The sequence below is a fragment of the Mesorhizobium sp. GW821-FHT07A06 genome (assembly GCF_059419085.1).
In genome coordinates this window covers 407,910-430,758 of sequence record NZ_JBWKRC010000002.1, presented here as the reverse complement: position 1 = coordinate 430,758, position 22,849 = coordinate 407,910, and the positions used below count along the sequence as shown (strand labels likewise).

The 22,849-nt window shown below is 63.7% G+C and carries 20 protein-coding genes and 1 pseudogene; 15 read left to right on the top strand and 6 right to left on the bottom strand.

The window, feature by feature from the left end; genetic code table 11:
• Window positions 1-82 precede the first annotated feature (82 nt).
• From AC07SZ_RS07540 to AC07SZ_RS07530, 3 genes are read left to right on the top strand one after another with little or no spacing between them, the layout of a single operon-like run.
• Window positions 83-646 carry a helix-turn-helix domain-containing protein gene (locus AC07SZ_RS07540; protein ID WP_494913860.1) on the top strand — a complete coding sequence of 188 codons (564 nt, stop codon included), beginning with the start codon at window positions 83-85 and terminating at the stop codon, window positions 644-646.
• Window positions 647-650: 4 nt separating this feature from the next.
• Entirely contained in the window at window positions 651-959 is a 309-nt protein-coding gene (locus tag AC07SZ_RS07535; RefSeq protein WP_172373254.1) for a hypothetical protein, read from the top strand.
• Window positions 960-1,005: 46 nt separating this feature from the next.
• A complete protein-coding gene (locus AC07SZ_RS07530; protein WP_172373256.1) occupies window positions 1,006-1,533 on the top strand; it encodes a GNAT family N-acetyltransferase in 528 nt (175 codons plus the stop codon).
• A 12-nt stretch (window positions 1,534-1,545) separates the two neighbouring features.
• On the opposite strand, the gene AC07SZ_RS07525 is transcribed toward AC07SZ_RS07530, so the two are convergent.
• Window positions 1,546-2,433 (bottom strand): LysR family transcriptional regulator, encoded by an 888-nt coding sequence (locus AC07SZ_RS07525; protein WP_494913859.1) that lies wholly within the window; start codon window positions 2,431-2,433, stop codon window positions 1,546-1,548.
• 121 nt (window positions 2,434-2,554) lie between these two features.
• Here AC07SZ_RS07525 and tmpA point away from each other — a divergent pair, with 121 nt between their 5' ends.
• Both tmpA and tmpB read left to right on the top strand, forming a co-directional pair.
• Complete coding sequence (tmpA, locus tag AC07SZ_RS07520) at window positions 2,555-3,706, top strand: 2-trimethylaminoethylphosphonate dioxygenase (RefSeq protein WP_172373258.1); 1,152 nt, start codon at window positions 2,555-2,557, stop codon at window positions 3,704-3,706.
• Window positions 3,703-4,287, top strand: coding sequence for a (R)-1-hydroxy-2-trimethylaminoethylphosphonate oxygenase (tmpB, locus tag AC07SZ_RS07515; RefSeq protein WP_056573046.1), 585 nt, complete (start codon window positions 3,703-3,705; stop codon window positions 4,285-4,287). The genes tmpA and tmpB overlap by 4 nt, the downstream gene beginning before the upstream one ends.
• 227 nt (window positions 4,288-4,514) lie before the next feature.
• Here the strand turns inward: tmpB and AC07SZ_RS07510 are convergent, their stop codons facing one another.
• The 3 genes from AC07SZ_RS07510 to AC07SZ_RS07500 form a co-directional block, all read right to left on the bottom strand.
• Window positions 4,515-6,323: an NAD(P)/FAD-dependent oxidoreductase gene (locus AC07SZ_RS07510; protein ID WP_494913858.1), complete on the bottom strand. Its 1,809-nt coding sequence runs from the start codon at window positions 6,321-6,323 to the stop codon at window positions 4,515-4,517.
• Window positions 6,324-6,349: 26 nt separating this feature from the next.
• On the bottom strand, window positions 6,350-7,420 hold the full coding sequence (locus AC07SZ_RS07505; RefSeq protein WP_494914162.1) for a 2,3-butanediol dehydrogenase: 1,071 nt from the start codon (window positions 7,418-7,420) through the stop codon (window positions 6,350-6,352).
• A 213-nt stretch (window positions 7,421-7,633) separates the two neighbouring features.
• Window positions 7,634-9,556, bottom strand: a complete 1,923-nt coding sequence (locus AC07SZ_RS07500; protein WP_494913857.1) for a sigma-54-dependent Fis family transcriptional regulator — start codon at window positions 9,554-9,556, stop codon at window positions 7,634-7,636.
• A gap of 353 nt (window positions 9,557-9,909) precedes the next feature.
• On the opposite strand from AC07SZ_RS07500, the gene AC07SZ_RS07495 reads away from it, so the two are divergent.
• Complete coding sequence (locus AC07SZ_RS07495; protein WP_172373260.1) at window positions 9,910-11,691, top strand: acetolactate synthase 3 large subunit; 1,782 nt, start codon at window positions 9,910-9,912, stop codon at window positions 11,689-11,691.
• 77 nt (window positions 11,692-11,768) lie between these two features.
• Window positions 11,769-12,344, top strand: coding sequence for an acetolactate synthase small subunit (gene ilvN / locus AC07SZ_RS07490; protein WP_010910160.1), 576 nt, complete (start codon window positions 11,769-11,771; stop codon window positions 12,342-12,344).
• Between the two features lie 22 nt (window positions 12,345-12,366).
• Here ilvN and AC07SZ_RS07485 read toward each other — a convergent pair whose 3' ends face one another.
• A complete protein-coding gene (locus AC07SZ_RS07485; protein WP_056573030.1) occupies window positions 12,367-12,762 on the bottom strand; it encodes a metalloregulator ArsR/SmtB family transcription factor in 396 nt (131 codons plus the stop codon).
• A 186-nt stretch (window positions 12,763-12,948) separates the two neighbouring features.
• Between AC07SZ_RS07485 and AC07SZ_RS07480 the strand changes: the two genes are divergently transcribed.
• From AC07SZ_RS07480 to AC07SZ_RS07445, 8 genes and pseudogenes are all read left to right on the top strand, one after another.
• Complete coding sequence (locus tag AC07SZ_RS07480) at window positions 12,949-13,908, top strand: acyl-CoA desaturase (RefSeq protein WP_494913856.1); 960 nt, start codon at window positions 12,949-12,951, stop codon at window positions 13,906-13,908.
• 123 nt (window positions 13,909-14,031) lie between these two features.
• Complete coding sequence (locus tag AC07SZ_RS07475) at window positions 14,032-14,628, top strand: LysE family translocator (protein ID WP_056573508.1); 597 nt, start codon at window positions 14,032-14,034, stop codon at window positions 14,626-14,628.
• Window positions 14,629-14,844: 216 nt separating this feature from the next.
• On the top strand, window positions 14,845-16,110 hold the full coding sequence (locus AC07SZ_RS07470) for an efflux RND transporter periplasmic adaptor subunit (protein WP_056573506.1): 1,266 nt from the start codon (window positions 14,845-14,847) through the stop codon (window positions 16,108-16,110).
• A complete protein-coding gene (locus AC07SZ_RS07465; RefSeq protein ID WP_056573023.1) occupies window positions 16,107-19,268 on the top strand; it encodes an efflux RND transporter permease subunit in 3,162 nt (1,053 codons plus the stop codon). The genes AC07SZ_RS07470 and AC07SZ_RS07465 overlap by 4 nt, the downstream gene beginning before the upstream one ends.
• 77 nt (window positions 19,269-19,345) lie before the next feature.
• A pseudogene (gene nthA, locus AC07SZ_RS07460) lies at window positions 19,346-19,950 on the top strand (nitrile hydratase subunit alpha).
• Complete coding sequence (gene nthB / locus AC07SZ_RS07455; protein WP_056573018.1) at window positions 19,947-20,606, top strand: nitrile hydratase subunit beta; 660 nt, start codon at window positions 19,947-19,949, stop codon at window positions 20,604-20,606. The pseudogene nthA and the gene nthB overlap by 4 nt, the downstream one beginning before the upstream one ends.
• On the top strand, window positions 20,593-20,958 hold the full coding sequence (locus AC07SZ_RS07450; protein ID WP_056573015.1) for a nitrile hydratase accessory protein: 366 nt from the start codon (window positions 20,593-20,595) through the stop codon (window positions 20,956-20,958). Before nthB ends, AC07SZ_RS07450 begins: the two co-directional genes overlap by 14 nt.
• A 224-nt stretch (window positions 20,959-21,182) precedes the next feature.
• Window positions 21,183-22,310 carry an ATP-dependent DNA helicase gene (locus tag AC07SZ_RS07445; protein WP_140775885.1) on the top strand — a complete coding sequence of 376 codons (1,128 nt, stop codon included), beginning with the start codon at window positions 21,183-21,185 and terminating at the stop codon, window positions 22,308-22,310.
• On the opposite strand, the gene AC07SZ_RS07440 is transcribed toward AC07SZ_RS07445, so the two are convergent.
• Window positions 22,311-22,730, bottom strand: a complete 420-nt coding sequence (locus tag AC07SZ_RS07440; protein ID WP_494913855.1) for a SpoIIAA family protein — start codon at window positions 22,728-22,730, stop codon at window positions 22,311-22,313.
• Between the last annotated feature and the right edge of the window lie 119 nt (window positions 22,731-22,849).

Genomic DNA, 22,849 nt, shown 5'->3' with positions numbered 1-22,849 from the left:
GGTGTAGAGAGGATTAAGCGCCTGTTGAAAATTGTCACGAGAGGGCGCTTTTCCATCGTCGGAATTTCGTTATAATGGACGAATGGATGATATAGCGAACGATATTTCTACGACTATCGGCAGACGAATTCACACCGAAAGGACCATGCGGGACTGGTCGCTGGCCGAACTCGCCGAGCGGTCCGGTGTCTCCAAGGCGATGCTGAGCACGATCGAACGCGGCATGACCAGTCCGACGGCGTCCCTTCTGGTGCGTATTGCGGCGGCCTTCGACATGACGCTGTCGACCCTTATCGCCCGGGCGGAATTGCAAGGCGGCGGGCTGCTGCGCGAGGCCGACCAGCCGGTGTGGCGCGATCCGGACACAGGCTATGTCAGGCGGCATTTGTCGCCGGCCTGCGACATGCCGCTCGAACTGATCAAGGTGCATCTGCCCGCGGGCGCCAGGGTCAGCCTGCCGGCGGCCTCCTACGCCTTCATCAAGCAGCAGATCTGGCTGATTTCCGGACAGCTCGAATTCACCGAGGGCGATGTGGTGCACAGGCTGGAGCCCGGCGACTGCCTGGCGCTCGGGGCGCCGTCGGACTGCATCTTCCATGCCCTGGGGGCGGGCGCCGACTATCTTGTCGCGCTGGTCAGGGGCTGACACGATGGCAAGACGACCAAAACGCTCCCACAATGGGGGGCCGCCTCTTGACGACTACAAGGGGCCGCCATGGGGCAAGGGTGATCCCTTTATCTTCCTGGCCTGGCAGGCCGCGCATGCCAAGGCATGGAAGGCGCCAAGCCACGAAATCATGCTGATGCGCATGGACAAGGCCGAGCGGCTGGGCCTGACCTATGAGGAATACACACTCGAGATCCTCGAGCGCGGACGGCATCTCAAGGAAGAAGACACCGAGCGCATCAGCGCCATCAAGGCGGCGCGCAAGCGGCGGCGCGTGCGCCATCTCGACTGATGCCGGCGCGCTATCGACCCCATTCATCGTTTCCAGAGGACTGGCCATGAATTCCATCGAGATCGGTGCCCTGAGCGCCAGTGCGGAAACACTGGCAAAGCTCGCTGACCTGCTGGTCGCGACAGTTGCCGGCGGTGGCTCTGTCAGCTTCATGCATCCGCTGGCGCCGGAAGCGGCAAGCGCATTCTGGGAGAGGTCGCTGGCGGCGGCGGCAAAAGGCGAAAGGGTGGTGCTTGGCGCATGGGACGGTCATGTCCTGGCCGGCACTGTCACCTTGCTGCTCGACTGCCCACCCAACCAGCCGCACCGGGCCGAAATCGCCAAGCTGATGACATCGGTCGAATACCGGGGCAAGGGCATCGGAACGCGCCTGATGCGGGCCGCGGAGCGTCTCGCCGTCGAGAGGGCGCGCACGCTGCTGGTTCTGGATACGGCGACGGAAGAGGGCGCGTCAGGCCTCTACGAAAAACTCGGTTTCACCCTGGCTGGGGAAATTCCGGACTATGCGCTGAAGCCGCATGGCGGGCTGACTGGCACGCTGATCTACTGGAAGCGGATCGGCGCCGGGTCGTGATGGCTCACGCCGTCACGCAGAGGCTTCCCTGGACAGGTAGCTCAGCAGCCACTGGCGGAAATCCTGTTCGGCACTGGTCAGGCGCGCGGTCGAGGCCCTGGTCAGGAAATGGCCTGAGGTACTGGAGAGCTCGAAATCGGAAAGCGGCACCAGGCTTCTGCTCTTGAGCGCTGCGTCGACAAGCGGCCGCGACCCCAGAAGCACGCCGGCTCCAGAACTCGCCGTTTCCATGGCGGCGACAAAGCTGTCGAAGCGATGCGACCGTTGGGGGTGGCCGGCCAGTCCGGCCGCCGCGAACCATTCCGACCACATTTCGCGCGCGCCCACGACCAGAAGCAGCGGCAGGGATGTCCAGTCGGCGGCACCGGCCAGGGCCGGATTTGCCACCGGCACAAGGCGTTCGGCGGTCAGCCTTTCGGCCTCGCGCCCGGGAAAGGATCCGTTGCCGAAACGGATGTCGAGCGCGGAGCCCGGCAAATCGTAGTCGGTCGGCCGGTGGATCGTCACCAAATCGAGTTGGATACGCGGCAGCGCCTCGGCGAGATCGGGCAGCGCTGGAACCAGTATCAGCAGGGCGAAGGAGATCGGCACCCGGATCGAGACGGTCTGGACGGCGCGCGGTTCGAACAGTTCCGTCGTGCTGCTGGAGATGGTGGCGAAGGCCGACTGGATGTGGGGCAGGTAGGCGGCGCCCTCGGGCGACAGGGCGACACCACGCGCAAGCCTTGAAAACAGCCGCGTCTTCAATCGTTCCTCGAGCAGCCGGATATGCTGGCTGACGGCGGCCTGGGTCAGGCCGAGTTCGGCCGCTGCCGCCGTGAAATTCGACAGTCGCGCCGCAGCCTCGAAACTGCGCAGCCAGTCGAGCGGGGGCACAGCGGGAATGGGCTTTTGAGGCATTACAAATTTATGGTCTTTGGCCAAAAAATGATAATTTGAGTTATGCCTCTCCTGTCGCCAACATGCAATCGAAACCTCACGGATCGGGCCGTGGGGCGCAACGGACAGGAACGGCATTCCCATGCTCACCCACGCGCTGGTTGGCGACGAAGGCAGGACAATCGAACTCGGCTGGCAAGACGGGAGGCGCGCGCGCTTTCACGCCATGTGGCTGCGTGACAATGCGCTCGACGACAAGACGCGCAGCGCCGGCAACGGCCAGCGCCTGATCACGATTCTCGACATTCCGGCCGAGACGAGGATTGGCGCGGCCACCATAAAGGCCGGTGCGCTGGAGGTCAGCTTCGTGCCGGAAGGAAAAACGGTCAGCTTTCCAGCGCAATGGCTGAGCGCAAACGCCTATGACCGCGACGAGCCCCGCGAGCCCGGCTGGACAGGCGATATCATCCAGCGCTGGACCAAGGCGACGATGCAGAATTCGGTACCGCGCGCCAGATACGCGGCGGCCCTTCACGGCCGCAGCGTCCTGCGCGAATGGCTTTCGGCGGTGAGGACCTACGGCTTTGCCGTGATGGACGGTCTGCCGGCTGAATCCGGCGCGCTGTGCAAGGTCTCCGACCTGTTCGGTTACATCAGGGAGACCAATTACGGCCGCTGGTTCGAAGTGCGCGCGGAGGTCAACCCGAACAATCTCGCCTATACCAATCTCGGGCTTCAGGCACACACCGACAATCCCTACCGCGACCCGGTGCCGACGCTGCAGATCCTCTCGTGCATCGAGAATACGGTGGAGGGCGGCGAGTCGAGCGTGGTCGACGGTTTTGCCGTCGCGGCCGCGCTGCAGGCTGAAAACCCCGACGGCTTCCGGCTGTTGAGTTCCTGTCCGGCACGCTTCGAATATGCAGGCTCCTCGGGTGTGCGGCTGCAGGCGAAGCGGCCGATGATCGAACTCGGGCCGGATGGCGAACTCATCTGCATCCGCTTCAACAACCGCTCGCTGGCGCCTGTCGTCGACGTGCCGTTCGCCGACATGGATGCCTATTATGGCGCCTATCGCCGGTTCGCCCAGCTGATCGAGGATCCCTCTTTCGAGGTGACGTTCAAACTGGAAGCGGGGCAGGCCTTCATCGTCGACAACACGCGCGTCATGCATGCCCGCAAGGCGTTTTCCGGCACCGGAAAGCGCTGGCTGCAAGGCTGCTACGCCGACAAGGACGGCCTGTTGTCGACGCTTGCCGCGATCGAGTACAGCTTCAAGGAGGCGGCGGAATGAGCGGCCGGGATCTGAACGCCGACAACATCGTCGAGTTTATCGCCGACATCTTTGAGCGCCGGGGCGCCGAATCCTACCTCGGCGAGCCGGTGACGATGTCCGAGCACATGCTGCAGGGGGCATGGCTGGCGGAACAGGACGGCGCGCCCGACGCGCTGGTGGCAGCCGCGCTGCTGCACGACATCGGCCATTACACCAGCGAATTCGGCACCTATTCGCCCGACGATGTCGAGGACAAGCATCATGACGAGGCCGGAGGCGAAGTGCTGGCGCCGTTCTTCCCGCCTGTCATCGTCGAATGCGTGAGGCTGCACGTTGCGGCCAAGCGTTATCTGTGCGCCACCGACCCGACCTATTTCTCCAAGCTGTCGCCGGCTTCGGTGCATACATTGTCGCTGCAGGGCGGACCGATGAGCGCCGACGAGGTGGCCGACTTCCGCAAGAACCCGTTCCATGAGGAAGCGGTGCGGGTCCGCATCTGGGACGAGGGCGGCAAGATCGCGAACATGAAGACGCGGGCGTTTCGCGACTATGTGCCGTTGCTGCAGCGCGTCGTGCGCGATTTCGCCAATCGCGCCTGACCGCGGTCCATCACCGGGAAGGACAGCCCATGTGTTTCTGCTTCAATGGCGCAAACGCGCTGGCTGCATTCCGGCCGGAGACCTGTCGCGAGCGTTCGCCTGACGCGTCGTTTTTCGGCCCATTGCCGATCGCGCCCAGCTGAAACGAAGCACCCGCGCGGCGGAAGCGCCGCGCGGGGCCGGCCTTGCTGATCGCAGGAGAGGAGGGGACTCCTGGGGATAGGCAGCTAGGCCTTGTGGTGAACCTGTTGCAGCCCATAGACCGGCGTCGGCAAGCCGACCTGCCGTGCTTTCAGCTGCAGCGACAGATACTGCGAATAGTGGCGCGACTGGTGGAGGTTGCCGCCATGGAACCACAGTGCCTCCTGCTGGGTCGGCTTCCACATGTTGCGCTGCTCGCCTTCCCACGGGCCGGGATCCTTGGCGGTGTCGGAGCCAAGGCCCCAGACCTTGCCGACCTTGTCGGCCACCTCCTGCGAGATGAGGTCCGCGGCCCAGCCGTTCATCGAGCCATAGCCGGTGGCATAGATCACGAGGTCGGCCGGCAATTCGGTGCCATCGACGAATTTGACGCCGGTCTGGGTCAATTCCTGCACCGCGGCACCTGGACCGCTCTTGAGCTTGATCGAGCCGTCGATGACGAGATCGCAAGCGCCGACATCGATATAGTAGCCCGAACCGCGGCGCAGGTATTTCATGAACAGGCCCGAACCGTCATCACCCCAGTCGAGCAGGAAGCCGGCCTTCTCCAGGTCCGCGTAGAACTTCGCGTCACGTTCCTTCATCTGCTGGTAAAGCGGAATCTGGAACTCGTGCATGATGCGGTAGGGCAGGGAGGCGAAGATCAGGTCGGCCTTGCGCGTCGTCATGCCGTTCTCGACCGCCTGCTCCGAATAGAGCCCGCCGAGCCCGATATCCATCAGCGTGTCGGACCTGACGATATGGGTGGAGGAGCGCTGCACCATGGTGACGTCGGCGCCTCCCTCCCACAGTGCCGCGCATATGTCATGGGCGGAGTTGTTGGAGCCGATGACCACGACCTTCTTGCCGCGGTACTTGTCTGGACCCGGATGGGTCGAGGAATGCTGCTGTTCGCCCTTGAAGATGTCCTGGCCCTTGTATTTCGGCCAGTTCGCCTTGCCGGACATGCCTGTCGCGAGCACCAGCTGCTTGGGCTTGAGCACGATCTCCTCGCCGTCGCGCTCTACGACGACGGTCCATTCCTTGGCCTTCTCGTCGTACCTGGCGGATTTGGCTGTTGTGGAGGACCAGTAGTTCAGCTCCATCACCTTCGTGTACATCTCAAGCCAGTCGCCGATCTTGTCCTTCGGCGCGAAGACCGGCCAGTTCTTGGGGAAGTCGATATAGGGCAGATGGTCGTACCAGACCGGATCATGCAGGCAGAGCGACTTGTAGCGCTTGCGCCAGGAATCGCCCGGGCGTTCGTTCTTTTCGATGATGATGGCCGACACGCCGAGCTGGCGCAGGCGGGCACCCAGCGCAATGCCGCCCTGGCCGCCGCCGATGATCACGACATAGGGCTGTCTGCTGCGGCCGAGTTCGGCGATCTCGTCGTCACGCTCCTCGCGCCAGGACTTTCTGTCCTTGCCGTGACCATGCTTGGCACCGAGCGGTCGGGTGAAGCCGGACTTCTCCTCGTGTCCCTTCAGTTCAGCCATGGTGGTGAGCAAGGTCCAGATGAGGTCGCCCTTGAAGCGCACCAGGCCGAAGCCGCGCGCCGCCCTTGTCTCGAAGGTGATCCAGGCAGTGGTGACACCGTCCGCCTCGCTTGCTTCCTCGCCTTCGGCGACCTTCCAGTCGCTCGGTCCGGTTTCAGCCAAGGTTGCCGTCAGCATGTCGCGGACCTCGTCCTGGCCCTCCATCGTCTTCAGGTTCCAGGTAAAGGTGACGAGATCGCGCCAGTAGCAATCCGCCTGGAAACAATTGACGGCCGCGTCTATGTCGCCGCCCGCAAGCGCCTTGCCGAACTTGTCGAGCAGCGCCTGCGCCTTCGTGGTGGGGGTTCTCTCAAGCATGGTTTCTCCTCCGGTTGTCAAATTGATCAGGAAAGGTCGATGAGGATTTTCAGCTGGGTTCCGGCGGGATCGAGCAGGGCATCGAAACCGTCGGACACCGCCTCCGCAAGACGTATGCGCCTGGTGATCACCTTGGAGGCAGGCAACTGTCCCGAACTGATGAGACGGATGACACGCGGCCACAGATGCGTTGGATAGGCCCAGGAGCCGCGGATATCGACGTCCTTGAACGTGACCTGGAACCAGTCGAGCGGGTTCTCGTGCGGATGCAGGCCGGTTTGCACGACGACACCCTGCTTGCGCACAGCCGCGAGGCAAGCCTTCAGCGCATGTTCGTTGCCGACGCATTCGATGGCGATATCGCAACCGACGCCGCCTTCGCTCGCGGCGCGCACTGCCTCATCCACCTTGTCCCGCTTCGGATTGAGGGTCACCACGCCAGGCAGGATCGAACGCGCCATCTCCAGCCTGGTGTCGTTCAGGTCCGAGATGAACAGTTGGGTTGCGCCCGCGGCGCGCGCGGCCAGCATCGTCAGAATGCCGATCGGGCCGGCGCCGGTGACCAGCACAGAGCTTCCCGCGCTTACCCCACCACGGTCGCAGGCATAGACGGCGACCGCGGTCGGCTCGACCAATGCGGCTTCCTCATCGGACATTTCGTCTGGAATGCGCTCGACATTGTAGTCGTTGAGCAAGGCGGCTTCCGCCATGCCGCCGCCGATCCAGCTCAAGCCCGCCAGCGCAAGCTTGTCGGACAGATGGTAGAGGCCGCGCGCGGCATAATAGTCTCCCGAGCGCGGCATGATCAGCGGCTGCACCGCCACGCGGTCGCCAACCGAGACAGAGGTCACGCCGTCGCCGACGGCCTCGATCACGCCGCCGAATTCATGCCCAAGTACTTGCACGCCGCTGGCGCCGGTGAACGGATGCGGCTCCGTCGGTATGAAGATCGGCCCGTAACTGTATTCATGCAGGTCGGTTCCGCAGATTCCGACAAACCTGTTGCGGAGAACAACCTGTCCCGGCCCCGGCCTTGCCGGCCTGGGAATGTCCTCGATGCGCAAATCCCTGGCGGCATGAAAGCGCAGGGCCTGCATGCTCCGCGCCGCGGCTGCGAGATTGACCGCGTTCTGTGTCATGGCTTCTCCTCCAAGTTCCATGTGGGTACCTGGAACGCGGAGCAAGCAGCATGCCAACCGTACTGCTGAGTCGGAAATCGTAATAAAATCAGCATCATCTAGCGGTTTCTGCTGTCATGGGCTGTTGCGGCGGTGTTGCGCGTGCCATGGCGCGCCACAGCGGACGCAACACTAATTGGGCGCGTCCAGCCGCAGCCGCTTCATGCGGCGATGCACCGTCGTGCGGTCGACACCCAGACGCCGCGCGGCCTCGGAGATGTTCCAGCCAGCGGCCGCGAGAGCATCCAGCAGTGCCGCACGCTCGTCCTCGGGCGACGGAGCGCGCAGGGCAACCAGTCTGGCGGGCGCAGCAAGCGGCGTCAGGTATGGCAATGCGAAGTCGGGCAGGTCGGCTGGCTCGATCATCCCGCCCTCGCAAAGCGTCACCGCCAGATCGATGGCGTTTACGAGTTCGCGGATGTTGCCGGGCCAGCGGTGACGGATCAGCGCCAGGCGCGCCGCGGGCGAGAGCTTGGCTGTCCGGCCGGCAAGGTGGGCGCGCTGATCCACCAGCCGGTCCAGCAGCCATTCGAAATCGGTGCGTTCGCGCAGCGCCGGCAAGGTCAGCGAGGCCGCGTTCAGCCGGTAGAACAGATCCTCGCGGAAACGTCCCTCTTCGACCAGCTTGCGCAGATCATGGTGCGAGGCCGAGATGATCTTGATGTCGACCTGTCGCGGCTCGATGCCGCCGACCGGGACCAGTTCGCGTTCGGCGATCACGCGCAGCAGCCGCGATTGCAGGGGGTAGGGCATGTCACCGATCTCGTCGAGGAACAGCGTGCCGCCGTTGGCGGCCTCGATCAGTCCCTTGCGCCCCTTGGCGGCGGCTCCGGTAAAAGCACCGGCGACATGGCCAAAAAGTTCGCTCTCGATCAGATGTTCAGGAATGGCCGCGCAGTTGATGGCGACAAACGGACCGGGCCGCTGCGCGCAATCGTGGATCGCGCGGGCGAGATACTCCTTGCCGGAGCCGGTCTCGCCATGGATCAGGATGGGAATGGTCGTGCGCGCCAGCTTGGCGGCACGCAGTTGCGTGGCGGCCATTGCCGGATCGCCGCCGGAAAGGTCGCCGATCGGCTTCGGTACCGCCTCGACCGGCGCGCGGCGTCCGGTCGTCGGCTGCGGTTCGATGGCGTGCGCGAACAGCGCGCTGCCGCTGCGGCCGAACACCAGCCGCTCCTCGGTCGGGCGGCCGCGTGTCAGGCTCGGCAGATCGTCGACGCTGACATCGAGATAGCGCGAGATCGACTGGCCAATGGGGGAGGGCGAGTGCCGCGAGTCGACACCTCCGGCCTGCGCCAGAAGCAGCGCTCCGCCACGCGTCGTGCCAAGGATGCGGCCCGAGGCATCGAGGGCGATGGCCGCCTCGGGGTCGACGTCGAGGAATTCCGGCGAACGGGAAAAACGCAGCACCCATTCGGAGTGCATCTGGGCCATCAGATTGGCGAGCTCGATGCGCCGCGCGGAAGCCGTCACCAGGTGCAGCGCCAGGTTCTGGCTGATCTTCGGCTGCGGGGAGCGCAGCAGGGAAATGTCGAGCACAGCGGCGAGCTCGCCATTGGTGTCGAAGATCGGCGCGGCGGTGCAGGAGAGCGGCGTGTGGGTCGTGTCGAAATGGTCGGTCTGGTGGATCGTCATCGCCTCGCCGGTGACGATGCAGGAGCCGACACCGCAGGTTCCGGTGCGGCTTTCCGACCATTCGGAGCCGAGATAAAGCCCTGCCGTGCGCAACTGGTCCATGAACAGGGGATCACCGAGGAAGTCGACGGTGACGCCCTTCGCGTTTGCCAGCAGCAGCACATAGTTCTGGCCCGCCACCTGCTTGAAGAGGGTTTCCAGGCCGCTGCGGGCGATCGCGATCAGCCGCTCGGACTGTTCGCGATGTTCGCGCAACTGGGTATCGGGGACGATATAGGCTTCCGTCGGCCGGGCCGGGTCGAGCCGGTGGGTGTCCACACAGCGTAGCCAGGACTTGACCACGACATCGTCGCGGGCCGATGTCCTGCCGGACAGGACCTGCTCTATTTCCCGGATATGCTCCCGTTCGCCAGCCACGCGTCCTCCTCCCAAGGCAACGTTTAGCCTGGCATAGTGGTGCGACGGCCGCATGGGCTCAACTGTACTATGGTAGCGCGTGGCTTATCGCGTTATCGCGAGACGGGGCCGATCTCACAGGCGAGTGAATTCGCATTATCCCCCATTGACGAGCCCGCGACTCCACCTTTATGGTTCGCCACCATGAAAAAGGCACTCATTCTCGTAGGAAGGCGCGTGGGCAAGGCGGTGTAACCGCCGGGCGAAATCCTCCCATGCGCACACACAGGCTCCCTCGGGGGCCTTTTTTATTGCCTGAAACACGACTAAACGACCAGCAATCGCCAGATGGCGGACAGTACGGGACCAGACCGATGAGCAATGGACAGAACGGGCGACGTGAAATGACGGGCGCCGAAATGGTGGTGCAGGCGCTGAAGGACAATGGCGTCAAGCACGTCTTCGGCTATCCGGGCGGCGCGGTCCTTCCGATCTATGACGAGATTTTCCAGCAAGACGAGGTCGAGCACATTCTGGTGCGGCACGAACAAGGCGCGGGCCATGCGGCCGAGGGCTATGCACGCTCGACCGGCAAGGCCGGCGTCATGCTGGTGACTTCCGGCCCCGGTGCCACCAATGCGGTGACGCCGCTGCAGGACGCGCTGATGGATTCGATCCCGCTGGTCTGCCTGACGGGGCAGGTGCCGACCTCGCTCATCGGTTCCGATGCGTTCCAGGAGTGCGATACGGTCGGCATCACGCGGCCCTGCACCAAGCACAACTGGCTGGTGAAGGACGTCAATGAACTCGCGGCGACCATCCATGAGGCCTTCCATGTCGCGACGACCGGCCGGCCTGGTCCGGTGGTGGTCGACATTCCGAAGGACGTGCAGTTCGCCAAGGGGTTCTACGTCCCGCCGCAGATCGCGCCGCGCACCAGCTACCAGCCAAAGGTCCAGGGTGATCTGGAGAAGGTCAAGGCGGCGGTCGATCTGATGGCCAATGCCAAAAGGCCGATCATCTACAGCGGCGGCGGCGTGATCAATTCCGGTCCGGAAGCGAGCCACCTGTTGCGCGAGCTGGTCGACCTCACCGGTTTCCCGATCACCTCGACGCTGATGGGGCTCGGCGCCTATCCGGCGTCGGGCAAGAACTGGCTGGGCATGCTCGGCATGCACGGCACCTACGAAGCCAACATGGCCATGCATGATTGCGACGTGATGATCTGCATCGGCGCGCGCTTCGACGACCGTATCACCGGCCGGCTCAACGCGTTCTCGCCGAATTCACGCAAGATCCACATCGACATCGATCCGTCGTCGATCAACAAGAACGTGCACACCGAAGTGCCGATCATCGGCGACGTCGGCCGGGTGCTGGAGGATATGGTGCGGTTGTGGCGGGCAACCGCCAAGGCCGACAAGAAGGCGCTCTATCCCTGGTGGGAGCAGATCGCCAAATGGCGCGCGCGCGATTCACTGGCGTTCAAGATGAACAACGACGTGATCATGCCGCAATACGCCATCCAGCGGCTCTACGAACTGACCAAGGACATGGACACCTACATCACCACCGAGGTCGGCCAGCACCAGATGTGGGCGGCGCAGCACTATCATTTCGACAAGCCGAACCGCTGGATGACGTCAGGCGGGCTGGGCACGATGGGTTACGGCCTGCCGGCGGCGCTCGGCGTGCAGATCGCCCATCCCGACGCGCTGGTCGTCGACATTGCCGGCGACGCTTCGGTGCAGATGACGATGCAGGAGATGAGTGCGGCCGTGCAGCACGACGCGCCGATCAAGATCTTCATCCTCAACAACCAGTACATGGGCATGGTGCGCCAATGGCAGCAGTTGCTGCATGGCAACCGGCTGTCGCATTCCTACACCGAGGCGATGCCGGACTTCGTCAAGCTGGCCGAGGCCTATGGCGGCCACGGCATTCGCTGCGAGAAGCCGGACGAGCTGGACGATGCCATCAAGGAGATGATCTCGGTCAGGAAGCCGGTGCTGTTCGACTGCCGCGTGGCGACGCTTGCCAATTGCTTCCCGATGATCCCGTCAGGCAAGGCGCATAACGAGATGCTGTTGCCGGACGAGGCCACCGACGAGGCGGTGGCGAATGCCATCGACGCCAAGGGCCGGGAACTGGTGTAATCGACGAGCCAAGGCAGGGCTTGTCGAAAGAAGCCGTGCGAAAACAATAATCAGATCAAGAATTTGAGATCCATGTCATGAACGCACAGCACCTTCAACCGACCGGCTCCGCCTACTTCATCGCCAAGGAAACGGAGCGGCCGGAGATCCATACGCTCTCCGTGCTGGTCGACAACGAGCCCGGCGTGCTCGCCCGGGTCATCGGCCTGTTTTCCGGACGCGGCTACAACATCGAGAGCCTGACCGTCTCCGAGACCGAACATGAGAAGCACCTGTCGCGCATCACCATCGTGACGCGCGGCACGCCACATGTGATGGAGCAGATCAAGAACCAGCTCGAGCGCATCGTGCCGGTACACCGTGTGGTCGATCTGACTGTCCGCTCGCACGAGCTTGGGCAGGAGCGGCCGCTGGAGCGGGAACTGGCGCTGGTCAAGGTAGCCGGTTCCGGCGAGGCTCGCGTCGAGGCGCTGCGCCTGGCGGACGCCTTCCGCGCCAGCGTCATCGACGCCAACACCGAGCATTTCATCTTCGAGATCACCGGCAAGGGCTCGAAGCTCGACCAGTTCATCGCCATCATGAAGCCGCTCGGCCTGGTCGAGATCTGCCGCACCGGCGTGGCGGCGATGAACCGCGGCCCGCAAGGCATGTAAGGCCCGTCACGTCGGCGTCGGCTCAGTCCTGGGGTTTTGCCGGCGGGACCTCGCTTTTGCCGCTGGCCAGGGCCTTGCTTTCCCTTTTCAGTGGACGTGACACGGGGCAGACATCCTGAACGAAGCCGTTCAGGGTGTTCACCAGGTTGTTCTCGACCAGCGAGTAGTGGATGAACTGTCCCTGCCGCTCCCTGGCGATGAGGCCTGCCGTCTCCAGAATGTTCAGGTGCTGCGAGATCGATGGCTTCGACATGTCGAAGCGCGCCGCGATCTCGCCCGCGGTCAGCGAGGAATGGGCGAGATAGGCCAGAATCCTGCGCCGGGGTGCCGAAGAGAGCGCCTCGAACACGCGCTGTATCGCGCCGCTGGCGCCGATGCCGGCCTCAGCGTCCGATGCCTGTTCAGTTTTCTCGACCACTTTGCGACCTCGTAATCACAGGCGCCATGGAGACGCTTGTCGGAATTTTCCGGACATCATTTAGACTATTGCCTAAATACCTAATCCGAGCATAATAGATGATTAGCTTACTGCCTAAATATGGCGCGAGGCGCCGAAAGGCAAGGCTGTGGTTCGGAAAATGTTCATGCGAGGGAGGGGTTCCCGATGAAGACCATATCCACGGGCAGAATGATTTCTCGACAAGACAGCGACGCGCGCGATGGCAGGGTTGTCTGGATGCCGGCCAAGTCGATCTGGGTCGGCGCGATGACTGTCGTTGCCATCGTGTTCGGGCCGCTCACCTTCAGCTGGAGCGCCCTTGCGCTGTTCGTGGTAACGACAGCGGTGACGATCTGCGCCGGACACTCGGTCGGGATGCATCGCCTGCTCATCCATCGCTCGTTCAAGGTTCATATCTGGATCGAACACGCGCTGGTCTATCTCGGCGTGCTGGTCGGCATGGCCGGCCCGTTCGGAATGATCCATGCGCACGATATCCGCGACTGGGCGCAGCGGCAGACGGCCTGCCACGACCTGCATGCCCACCGCCAGCCCTTTTTCATCGACGCCTTCTGGCAGATGCATTGCGTGGTCGCCTTGCGCAATCCGCCTGACTTCGTCATCGAGCCGTCGATCCGGAATGACCGGTTCTACAAATTCCTCGAGCGCACCTGGATGCTGCAGCAGCTGCCATGGGCCATTGCCTTCCTGCTGCTTGGCGGCTGGAGCTGGGTGGTCTGGGGCATCGCGGTGCGTGTTTCCATGTCCCTCACAGGACATTGGCTGGTCGGGCATTTCGCGCATCGGAGCGGCGACCAGGGATGGTGTGTCGATGGCGTGGCGGTGCAGGGCTACAATCTGCCGCGTTTCGGTTTGGTGACGTTCGGGGAGAGTTTTCACGGCAACCATCACGCATTCCCCGAATCCGCCAGGCTTGGTCTTGAACGGGGACAGATCGACCTCGGCTGGATCTTCATCCGGGTTCTTGCCGGCCTTGGTCTCGCGCACAGCGTGAAACTTCCGGAAAATACTCCAAGACGGAAGGGGTTGCGCCGCCTGCGCGGCGGGCAGCCGGCCATGACTGTCGCCGACAACCGGCTGCCGGCGCCGTCTCACGTCAGATGAAGGCGTCCCGGGTTCGGCGGGCTGAGTTACGATCGACATGGCCGGCGACTGCTGGACCAAAGGATTGCGGTTGCGTCTGACGTGTTCGCTATCTATGTCAGCATTGCTGACCTTGTGGACCCGATGTCACTCGACGCATTCCTCGCACTGCTCGTCTATGCCTTCGTGACCTCGATCACGCCGGGGCCGAACAACCTCATGCTCTTGGCCTCCGGCGTCAATTTCGGCATCACCAGGACGATCCCGCACATGCTGGGCATCAGCATCGGTTTTCTCGTCCTGTTGCTGGCCGTGGGTTTCGGCCTTGGCGCGGTGCTGACGGCGTTTCCGGCGCTGCACAATGTCCTCAAGGTCGCTGGCGCCGCCTATCTGCTCTACCTCGCATGGAAGATCGCCACGTCGCGCTCACTGAGCGGCAAGGGTGAGGCGGAAGCGCGGCCGATGCGCTTCATCGATGCGGCGGCATTCCAGTGGGTCAATCCCAAGGCCTGGGTGATGGCGATCACCGCCATGGCTGTCTACACGAACCCCGACCACCCCTTCATCTCGGTAGCGCTGATCTCGTTCGCCTTCGCCGTGGTCAACCTGCCCAGCGTCTCGGTGTGGGCAGGATTCGGCACGGCGTTGCGTGGATTTCTGTCGGACCCGGTACGGTTGAAATGGTTCAACATCGCCATGGGCGTGCTGCTGGCGGCGACGCTGTGGCCGATGCTGAAATAGGGGTCCCGACGGTTCGACGAGCCTCGCCCCCCTGTGGCGGCGACCGGCTGCTCACCTATTGTGCAGTGCACATTAAATCTTCGTAATGCCGTGTTTTGGCCCTTTTCCGACAAATGCCTGTCCTATCTATTCGGCTAAATCGCGGCAATCAGCCGTGAACGAGCTATGATACGACCACCTGGCAACGGCGTGTCGGACGGAGAGGGTGCTTTGACGATACGTGGAAAAGTCATTCTTTCATTGCTTGCCGTCGCCTGTGCCGGCGGGGCCTGGCTCTATCTGTCTCCCGATACGCTGGGCAAGGTTGAGCAACTGGTCGGCGTAAAGCCGGTCGCCGTTGCGGGCAAATCGGCAACCGACGAGCCGGCGGCAGGGGACAAGCAGGCATCAGGCGGCGGTGGCGCCCGTTCGGCCTCGATCGTTTCGGCAACGGCAACGACGGCCGACTTCCCGATCCGTCGCTATGCCATCGGCTTCGTCTCCTCTCCGGCTGTGGTCAACATCAACGCGAGGGTCTCCAGCCAGATCGTGTCGATCGATATCAAGGACGGGCAGATGGTGAAGGCGGGCGACACGCTGTTCTCGCTCGATGACCGCTCGCTGAAGGCGCAACTCGCCAAGGACCAAGCGGCACTTGCCAAGGACCAGGCGTTGCTCGCCAGCTCGAATTCCGATCTTCAGCGCGCCAAGGATCTTGTCGCCAAGCAGGCTGGTACCCAGCAGACCTATGATCAGGCCATTGCCGCGCAGAAGGGGGCGGCCGCGACCGTGGATGCCGACAAGGCGACGATCGATGCCGACAACGTCCAGCTTGGCTTTGCCACGATCACAGCCCCGATCTCGGGTCGGCTGGGCGCCGTCAACGTGTCGGTCGGCGATCTCGTCACGGTCAGCAATGGCAACAGCAGTACGGCAACACCGCTGGTGACGATCACCCAGATGGACCCGTTGCAGGTCAACTTCAATCTGCCGGAAAGCAACCTTGCGCTGTTGCACAAGGCGCTTGCCAATCCGCAGCAAGGCGCGGTGACGTTGACCAAGGACGGCGACCCGACGCCGATCGGCAAGGGCACGCTCGATTTCGTCGATTCCAGTGTCGACACCGCGTCGGGCACGATCGCGACGCGGGCGAGCATACCGAATGCCGATCTGTCGCTGTGGCCCGGCCAGTATGTCAATGTCGTCCTCGACGCCGGGATCATGCCGCAGATGACCTCCGTTCCGACCGTCGCGGTCCAGCCCAGCCAGAAGGGCCCGTTCGTCTATGTGGTCAAGCCGGACAGCACCGTCGAGATGCGGCCGGTGCAGGTGGCCCTGACCGAGGGCCAGAACAGCGCCATCAGCCAGGGGCTGAAAGCCGGCGAGAAAGTGGTCACGGAAGGCCAGACAAGGCTGAAGAATGGTGCCGCGGTGCATGAGGGCAACTCGACGGCCGCGCCCAAGGTGGCCGAGGCGACCAACGCCGGCGAGGCGGCCCGATGATCTCCGAATTCTGCATCCGCAGGCCCGTCGCCACCCTTCTGATGTCGTTCGCCCTCGTGCTGGGCGGGCTGTTTGCTTACAAGTTCCTGCCCGTGGCAGCACTGCCCAGCGCCGAATTTCCGGTGGTCAACGTCTCGGCTTCACTGCCGGGCGCGTCGCCGGAAACCATGGCGACATCGGTGGCGACGCCTCTGATCAAGCAGTTCGCCACCATCGCCGGCATCGATTCGATCTCGACCACGAATTCGCTCGGCCAGACTTCGATCGCCATCCAGTTCGTGCTTAACCGGGATATCGACGCAGCGGCGGCGGACGTGCAGGCGGCGATCGCGCGAACGCAGAAATCGCTGCCGCCGCAGATGACGGCGCCGCCGAGCTATCGCAAGGTCAATCCGGCCGACGCGCCGATCCTCTTGATGTCGCTGGTCAGCGACACGGTTCCATTGACCGAGCTCGACGCCTTCGCCGAGAACGTGATCTCGCCATCGCTGTCGACCATCGACGGTGTGGCGCAGGTCTCGATCTTCGGTCAGCAGAAATACGCGGTGCGCATCCAGATCGATCCGACAGCGCTTGCGGCGCGGGGCATCTCGATCGACCAGCTGCAGGCGGCGGTCGCGTCGGCCAACAGCAACACGCCGCTCGGCGTGCTGCAGAACAACAAGCAGCAGCTGACCATCACCGCCAACACACAGCTCACCGATGCCGCCGGCTTCTCCAACCTCATCATCGCCACCAAGAACGGCCACCCGGTGCGGCTGGGCGAGGTAACCCGTGTCGTCGATTCGGTGCAGACCACGACGACGGCGAGCTGGTACGATGGTACCCGCGCGATCATCATGGCCGTGCAGCGCCAGCCCGATGCCAACACCGTCGACGTCGTCGACAAGGTCAAGGCGATGTTGCCGTCCTTCCAGGACCAGATGCCGGCCGCCGCGCAGATCAAGCTGCTGAACGACCGTTCGACGTCGATCCGCCAGGCCGTCGACGACGTCCAGTTCACGCTGCTGTTGACCATCGCGCTGGTGGTCATGGTTATCTTCGTGTTCCTGCGTCGGGTGACGGCGACCATCATCCCGGCAGTGGCGGTGCCGATCTCGCTGATCGCCACGCTTGGCGCGATGTTCCTGTTCGGATTCTCCATCGACAACATATCGCTGATGGGCCTGACGCTTGCCGTGGGCCTCGTCGTCGACGATGCCATCGTGATGCTGGAAAACATCTTCCGGCACATGGAAGAGGATGGGTTGTCGGCCTTCGATGCCTCACTCAAGGGCGCGCGCGAAATCGGCTTCACCATCATCTCGATCTCGATCTCGCTGGTGGCGGTGTTCATCCCTGTGCTCCTGATGGGCGGCGTGATCGGGCGCATCTTCAACGAGTTCGCCGTCGTGGTGACCGTCGCCATCCTGGCGTCGATGTTCGTGTCGCTGACGCTGACGCCGATGCTGTGCTCGCGGCTGCTATCGGTCACGAAGGCCGATCGCGACAAGCATGGCGCTGGCCATAAGCGGGATATCGTCACGCGTGGCTACGACCGGGTTCTGACCTTCTGCCTGCGGCACACCTTCCTGGTGTTTCTCGTCTTCGTGGGCACGGCCGCGGCGTCGGTTTGGCTGATCCAGATCTCGCCCAAGGGCTTCTTCCCGCAGGAGGATATCGGCCAGATATCGGTGACGACCATCGCGCGCCAGGACATCTCGTTCGACGCCATGGCCAAGCTGCAGGGCCAGGTGGCCAGCGTCTTCTCGCATTCGCCCTATGTCGATCACGTGGCGTGGTCGGCGGGCAGCGGCAACAATGCGCTCAACCAGGGGCAGCTCTTCGTCCAGCTCAAGGGCAAGGACCAGCGTCCCAATATCGAGAAGGTGCTTTCGGATCTGCGCAAGCAACTGGCCGGCGTGGCGGGCATCGAGACCTACATGCAGCCGGTGCAAAATCTGAGGCTGGGGTCGCGTTCGTCGGCCAGCGCCTACCAACTCGTGGTTCAGGGCCTCGATACCGGCCTGACCGATACGTGGGCGCAGAAGCTGAACGACGCCATGGCGGCCGACCACGCGACGTTCACCGACGTCACCAGCGACCTGCAAAACAATGCGCTGCAAGCATCGCTGGTGGTGGATCGCGACAAGGCCGCCCAGCTCGGCATCGACACCGACACGCTGCGCACCGCGCTCTATGGCGGGTTCGGCACCGACCAGGTTTCGACGATCTTCGGTTCGGCCGACAGCTACGAGGTCATCACCGAGCTCGATCCCAAGATCGAATGGTCGCCCGAGCGGATGCTTGCCATCCAGATGCGGACGGCGAGCGGCTCCCTGGTTCCGCTTGGCGCTTTCGCCCGGGTCGACCGCACGGCCGGCGCCCTGACCGTCAACCAGCTCGGCCAGCTTCCCGCCGTGACCATCTCCTACAATTTGCCGCAAGGCGTGGCGCTGGGTGACAGCGTGACCCGCATCAACGCGCTCAAAGAGCAGATCGGCATGCCGACGGAGATCTCGACCACCTTTGCCGGCACCGCCAAGACCTTCCAGGATTCACTGGCCAACCAAGGGCTTCTGGTCGGCGGCGCGATCCTGACCATCTATATCGTGCTGGGTATTCTCTACGAGAGCTTCATCCATCCGCTCACCATCCTCACCGGCCTGCCATCGGCTGTGCTCGGAGCGGTGGTTGCCCTGCGCTTCGCCGGCATGGATCTGTCCGTCATAGCGGTGATCGGCATCCTGATGCTGATCGGCATCGTCAAGAAGAACGGCATCATGATGGTCGACGTCGCGCTTGAATTGCGACGAGAGGGCATGTCGGCCAAGGAGTCCATTCACAAGGCCTGCCTGATGCGTTTCAGGCCGATCATGATGACGACGCTGGCGGCGCTGATGGGGACGTTCCCGATCGCGCTCGGCACCGGCGCCAGCGCCGAGCTGCGCCAGCCGCTGGGCGTTGCCGTTGTCGGCGGCCTGCTGGCTTCGCAGGCGCTGACCCTGTTCGTGACGCCGGTGATCTACGTCTACATGGAGAATTTCTCCGGCTGGCTGGTCGGGCTCATGCCGAAGCGCAAGGCTGAACTGAAGGTGGTCGACAATGGCGACCAGCCTTCATTGTTCGGCACCAATGACGACATCCGGGCGGAGCCGCAGAAGACAGCGGCCGAATAGCTGCCTGATGGCCTGGATAAAAGCTTGCCCAAGCCGTGGCGCTTGCCGCCGGCGGATCGGAACCGTAGTTTGTGGCCATGTCCCATGATCATGACCACGACAATGAGCTCGACCCGTTCGCGGCGCGCGTGCGTGCGCTGGAAACCATCCTGACCCGCAAGGGGCTGATCGATCCGGCCGCGATCGACGTCATCGTCGATACCTACGAGACCAAGATCGGCCCGCGCAACGGCGCGAGGGTCGTGGCCAAGGCGTGGAACGATCCCGCCTATGCCGACTGGCTGAAGCGCGACGCGACGGCGGCGATTGAATCGCTGAGCTATACCGGCCGCCAGGGCGAGCACATGCAGGCGGTGTTCAACACTGGCGACACCACAACCTCGTCGTCTGCACGCTGTGCTCGTGCTATCCATGGTCGGTACTTGGCCTGCCGCCGGTCTGGTACAAGGCTCCGCCCTATCGGTCGCGCGCGGTGATCGATCCGCGCGGCGTGCTGGAGGAATTCGGCCTGACGTTGCCGGCCGCAACCAAGATACGCGTCTGGGATTCAACGGCGGAACTGCGCTATCTCGTGGTGCCGATGCGGCCGGGCGGTACCGAGGGCTGGAGCGAGGAGCAATTGGCCGATCTGGTGAGCCGCGATGCAATGATCGGCACTGCCCTGGCGAAAGGGCCGGCATGAACGGGCCCCAGGATCTTGGCGGACAGATGGGGTTCGGGCCGGTCGCGCCCGAAAAGGACGAGCCCTATTTCCACGCGGCCTGGGAGAGGCGGGCGCTCGGCGTCACGCTTTGCGCCGGCGCCATGGGAGCCTGGAATATCGATGAGAGCCGGCATGCGCGCGAATCGCTGCATCCGGCCGATTACTATTCCTCCAGCTACTATCAGATCTGGATAAAGGCGCTGGAGACCCTGCTCAAGCGCCATGGCTTCGTCAGCGAGCGCGATCTCGCGGCCGGCGAGGCGATCGATGCGGCGGCGATCCCGAAGCGGGTGCTGAAGGCCGAAAACGTGCCGGCGGTGCTGGCCAAGGGTGGTCCCTGCGACCGGCCCGTTGCCTCGCCGGCGCGGTTCAAGGCCGGCCAGCAGGTGCGGACGAAGAATTTCAACCCCACCGGTCACACACGGCTGCCGCGCTATGCGCGCGGCAAGCTGGGCAGGATCGAGGCGGTGCGCGACGGCTTCGTCTTTCCCGACACCAACGCGCACGGGCGAGGCGAGAACCCGCAATGGGTCTATACGGTGGTTTTCGACGGCACGGAGATCTGGGGCGAGGGCGCCGATCCGACGCTTGTCGTCTCGATCGACGCCTGGGAGAGCTATCTTGAGCCGGCCTGACGGGACCGCCGCCGATTTGCCCGTTGGCCTCGACGCGCCGGTTTTCGCCGAGCCTTGGCAGGCCGAGGCGTTCGCCATGACGGTGGCGCTGCACGACAAGGGCCTGTTTTCGTGGGGCGAATGGGCACAGGCGCTGTCGGCCGAGGTGAAGAAGCCGGGCGCCGCGACGGACGGACACGATTATTACGAGCATTGGCTGGCAGCGCTGGAGCGGCTGCTGGCGTCGAAGGGACTGGCCGCCAGATCCGATGTCGACGCGATGGCCCGAGCCTGGGAGCGCGCCGCGCACGCCACGCCCCACGGCAGGCCGATCCTGCTCGAGAACGATCCGGAGTTCCAATCCGCGACGTGAGCGGATGTCCAGGACCGCCCCAAATCCTCGTGCTCGCCTTCGCCGGCACAGCCTTGATTGCCCTCGGCTGACAGCAACGATGGCCGGGCGTCTGTCTTTTTGTTCTCTTTACGTTCTTGTGTGCGCCTGATAGCCTCAGCTGTCGGAGGCGCTCGGTGCGTCATTGACGGCAGTCGATTGGCGGCTGTCTTGTGTTTCGCTTGCGAATCCGGTCTGTCGCACTGATGGAATTCTCACCCCAACAGGACGAGGCGCTGCAGGCGGTTGCCCGCTGGCTGCAAGCCGGCAAGCCGCAGCTGTTCCGGCTGTTCGGCTATGCCGGCACCGGCAAGACGACGCTGGCACGCTATTTTGCCGAACATGTCGACGGCCAGGTGCAGTTCGCCGCCTTCACCGGCAAGGCGGCCCAGGTGCTGCGCTCCAAGGGGGCGGTCAATGCCCGTACCATCCATTCGTTGATCTACAGGCCCAAGGGCGAGGAATCGGTCGAGGACGAGGTCACCGGCAAGACCTCGATGTCGCCGACCTTCTCGCTCAACCGGCAGAGCCCGATCTCGCGCGCCAAGCTGGTGGTCATCGACGAATGCTCGATGGTCGACGAGCAGCTCGGCCGCGACCTCATGAGTTTCGGGACGCCGATCCTGGTACTGGGCGACCCCGGCCAGTTGCCGCCGATTTCGGGCGGCGGCTTCTTCACCGATCACGAACCCGACTTCCTGCTCACCGAAATCCACCGGCAGGCGCGTGACAATCCGATCCTGCGCTTGGCGCTCGACGTGCGCGAAGGCCGCGAATTCATGCGCGGCGACTATGGCACGGCGCAGGTGATCGGCAAGGAAGACGTCAACCAGGAACTGGTGCTGAGGGCCGACCAGGTGCTGGTCGGCACCAACCGCACGCGTCGCCGCTACAACCAGCGCCTGCGCGAGCTCAAAGGCTTCAATGCCGACTATCCGCAGGCCGGCGACAAGCTCGTGTGCCTGCGCAACGATCCCGCCAAGGGGCTGCTCAATGGCTCGCTGTGGAAGGTGATGACCTCGTCGCGCGAGACGGTGAAGCCCGGTATCAACCTTCTGGTTTCGCCCGAAGAGGACGATCCGGACCGTGGCGTCGCCAAGATCAAGCTGCTCAAGGCGGCGTTCGAGGATCCCGACGCCGATATCCCCTGGCAGCAGAAGAAGCGCTTTGATGATTTCGACTATGGCTATGCGCTGACCGTGCACAAGGCGCAGGGCTCGCAGTGGAACGAGATCGTGCTGTTCGACGAGAGCTGGGCCTTCAAGGAAACCCGCCAGCGCTGGCTCTATACCGCTATCACCCGGGCCGCCGAGCGGCTGACCATCGTCAGGTAGCTACGACGAGGGCTTTTCCCGCACGCCGACTTGCCGGACACCGAGCCATTTCCAGGCCTCGTCTTCGTCCTCGGCCTTGAAATGCCTGAATTCGATGGGTGACGACGCGGGCAAGGCCTGCCGTGCGTCCGGCGTCCAGTCCGGTGCGCCGATCGCCGCGCAGCGGCCTATATGCTCCAGTGCATGGAGGGCGCCCAGTTTGAGGGTCTCTTCGGAGATGTCGGCCCAGTCGACGCCGTCATGATCGACCATGCGCACAGCCACGTCGATTCGCTGATGGAGCGCGTAGGCCGCTTCCAGCAGGCCAAACAGGTTTTCCGCATCGGCCGCCGAGACATGCCCGACCACATCGATTGCGAACAGGTCGTCGCGACCGGTGTCGATGCGACGGATCGCCGGCACGGATTGCAGGAAATTCACGGCGAGGCCTCCTTTGGAAGAGAGTTGGTCTTCTGGAACACTGGAAAGCCCTATCTGTTCCCGCCAAAGACGCTATAGATGCCCGGTCTCAAGTGCGCCCAGGCTGAACGGATGGCCGC

What these genes read in the sequence shown, in the direction of transcription:
- AC07SZ_RS07540 (WP_494913860.1), top strand. Translation starts at nt 83, where the DNA reads ATGGATGATATAGCGAACGATATTTCTACGACTATCGGCAGACGAATT.
- AC07SZ_RS07535 (WP_172373254.1), top strand. Translation starts at nt 651, where the DNA reads ATGGCAAGACGACCAAAACGCTCCCACAATGGGGGGCCGCCTCTTGAC.
- AC07SZ_RS07530 (WP_172373256.1), top strand. Translation starts at nt 1,006, where the DNA reads ATGAATTCCATCGAGATCGGTGCCCTGAGCGCCAGTGCGGAAACACTG.
- AC07SZ_RS07525 (WP_494913859.1), bottom strand. Translation starts at nt 2,433, where the DNA reads ATGCCTCAAAAGCCCATTCCCGCTGTGCCCCCGCTCGACTGGCTGCGC.
- tmpA (WP_172373258.1), top strand. Translation starts at nt 2,555, where the DNA reads ATGCTCACCCACGCGCTGGTTGGCGACGAAGGCAGGACAATCGAACTC.
- tmpB (WP_056573046.1), top strand. Translation starts at nt 3,703, where the DNA reads ATGAGCGGCCGGGATCTGAACGCCGACAACATCGTCGAGTTTATCGCC.
- AC07SZ_RS07510 (WP_494913858.1), bottom strand. Translation starts at nt 6,323, where the DNA reads ATGCTTGAGAGAACCCCCACCACGAAGGCGCAGGCGCTGCTCGACAAG.
- AC07SZ_RS07505 (WP_494914162.1), bottom strand. Translation starts at nt 7,420, where the DNA reads ATGCAGGCCCTGCGCTTTCATGCCGCCAGGGATTTGCGCATCGAGGAC.
- AC07SZ_RS07495 (WP_172373260.1), top strand. Translation starts at nt 9,910, where the DNA reads ATGAGCAATGGACAGAACGGGCGACGTGAAATGACGGGCGCCGAAATG.
- ilvN (WP_010910160.1), top strand. Translation starts at nt 11,769, where the DNA reads ATGAACGCACAGCACCTTCAACCGACCGGCTCCGCCTACTTCATCGCC.
- AC07SZ_RS07480 (WP_494913856.1), top strand. Translation starts at nt 12,949, where the DNA reads ATGAAGACCATATCCACGGGCAGAATGATTTCTCGACAAGACAGCGAC.
- AC07SZ_RS07475 (WP_056573508.1), top strand. Translation starts at nt 14,032, where the DNA reads ATGTCACTCGACGCATTCCTCGCACTGCTCGTCTATGCCTTCGTGACC.
- AC07SZ_RS07465 (WP_056573023.1), top strand. Translation starts at nt 16,107, where the DNA reads ATGATCTCCGAATTCTGCATCCGCAGGCCCGTCGCCACCCTTCTGATG.
- nthB (WP_056573018.1), top strand. Translation starts at nt 19,947, where the DNA reads ATGAACGGGCCCCAGGATCTTGGCGGACAGATGGGGTTCGGGCCGGTC.
- AC07SZ_RS07445 (WP_140775885.1), top strand. Translation starts at nt 21,183, where the DNA reads ATGGAATTCTCACCCCAACAGGACGAGGCGCTGCAGGCGGTTGCCCGC.